At 67.2% G+C, this 1720-nt stretch carries 1 protein-coding gene; it reads left to right on the top strand.

Features of this window, described 5'->3' with window-relative positions; translation table 11 throughout:
* Positions 1-1720 (top strand): CCA tRNA nucleotidyltransferase (locus FVW27_RS14870; RefSeq protein ID WP_424991880.1); only part of this gene is annotated, 1720 nt, incomplete at both ends.

Here is a 1720-nt window from a genome sequence, read left to right as displayed (position 1 = left end):
GCGGCACCTGGCGGGCAGCTACGGCGTGGACCGCACGCCCCCGCCCCCCCCATCCGGCCCGTCCGGCCCGTCCGGCCTGTCCGACCTGTCCGGCCCACACACCGCCGACAGCGACGAGGAATCGGGAGACGTGGTGGGCGTCATCACCCGCACCGACCTCATCAACACCTTGGTCGAGGAACCCGCCCGCATTCCGGAAACGCTGCTGCCCGAATCCCGGCGCGAAAAGAACATCCGCTCCCTGCTGCAGGAACGCCTGCCCGACACCCACTTCCGCCTGCTGGAACTGGCGGGCAGGCTGGGCGACCGGCTGGACGTGCCGGTGTATGCCGTGGGCGGCTTCGTGCGGGACATCCTGCTGGGGCGGCCCAACCTGGACCTTGATGTGGTGGTTGAAGGCGACGGCATCGCCTTTGCCCGCGCCCTGGCCGATGAGTTGGGCGGACGCATGCGCGCGCACCACAAGTTCAAGACCGCCGTGGTCATCTTTCCCGCCTGGGAATCGGCAACGCGGCGCGGCGGCAATGGTCGTCCTCTTGCCGTGCCCGACGCCACACAGGACGCCGCACAGGACGCCACGCCCGATGCTGCACAGGACGTCACCCTGAACGTACTCCCTGCCACAGGGATTTCCGGCACCACCACCCCGCCCGCCCTTCCCATTGCGGGCAACGCCTCCAACGAGGCCACGGCGGAAGCGGCCCACCGCGCCGCGGCACGGCCGGAACAGCGCATCGACGTGGCCACGGCCCGCCTGGAATACTACGAGTATCCCGCTGCCCTTCCCACGGTCGAACTGTCGTCCATCAAGATGGACCTGTACCGGCGCGACTTCACCATCAACGCCCAGGCAGTGCAGCTGAACGACGCGCACTTCGGGCGACTGGTGGACTTCTTCGGCGCGCAGCGCGACATGAAGGACAAGGTCATCCGCGTGCTGCACTCGCTGTCCTTCGTGGAAGACCCCACCCGCATCCTGCGCGCCATCCGCTTCGAGAAGCGCTACGATTTCCGCATCGGCGCGCAGTGCGAACGGCTCATCAAGAACGCCCTGCAACTGGGCATGATGGATCGCCTGTCCGGGGCGCGGCTGTTCCACGAACTGAAGCTGATCTTCGACGAAAAGGCCCCCCTGCCGTGCATCCGCCGCATGGAGGACTACGACATCCTGCGCCTGATCCACCCGCTGCTGAAGCTGAACCCGGCCAAGATGGACGTGCTGACCGAACTGGAACGGGTGCTGCACTGGTACCGCCTGCTGTACCTTTCGCCCGCGCCGGAACCGTGGATGCTCTACCTGCTGGGGTTGTGCGGCAACGGCAAATACCTGGACGTGGCCGCCGTAACCGACCGGCTGGCCTTCTCGCGCAAGGTCCGGCAAGACTTTCTGACCCTGCGAGAGAACGTGCGCGAGGTGTACAACCTGCTCAACCTGTGGATGCAGCGCGACGGCTCCATGAGCGGCCTGAACAACCTGCTTTCGCCCATCGCGCCGGAAGGCATCCTGTACCTGATGGCCCGCGCCAAAACCGAAGATGCGCGCAAGCATATCTCGTACTATCTCACCCGCCTGCGTGGTGAAACGCCCGACATCACCGGCAACGATCTGCTGGCCATGGGCATTCCGGCGGGGCCTGCCTACGGGCGCGTGCTGCGCCGGGTGCTGGCGGCCAAGCTGGACGGCCTGGCCCGCACCCGCGCCGCGCAACTGGACCTGGCC

The organism is Nitratidesulfovibrio liaohensis (assembly GCF_011682075.1).
Classification (GTDB): domain Bacteria; phylum Desulfobacterota; class Desulfovibrionia; order Desulfovibrionales; family Desulfovibrionaceae; genus Cupidesulfovibrio; species Cupidesulfovibrio liaohensis.
The sequence above is the reverse complement of the archived record's forward strand: the minus strand, read 5'-3'. Positions and strand labels throughout refer to the sequence as shown.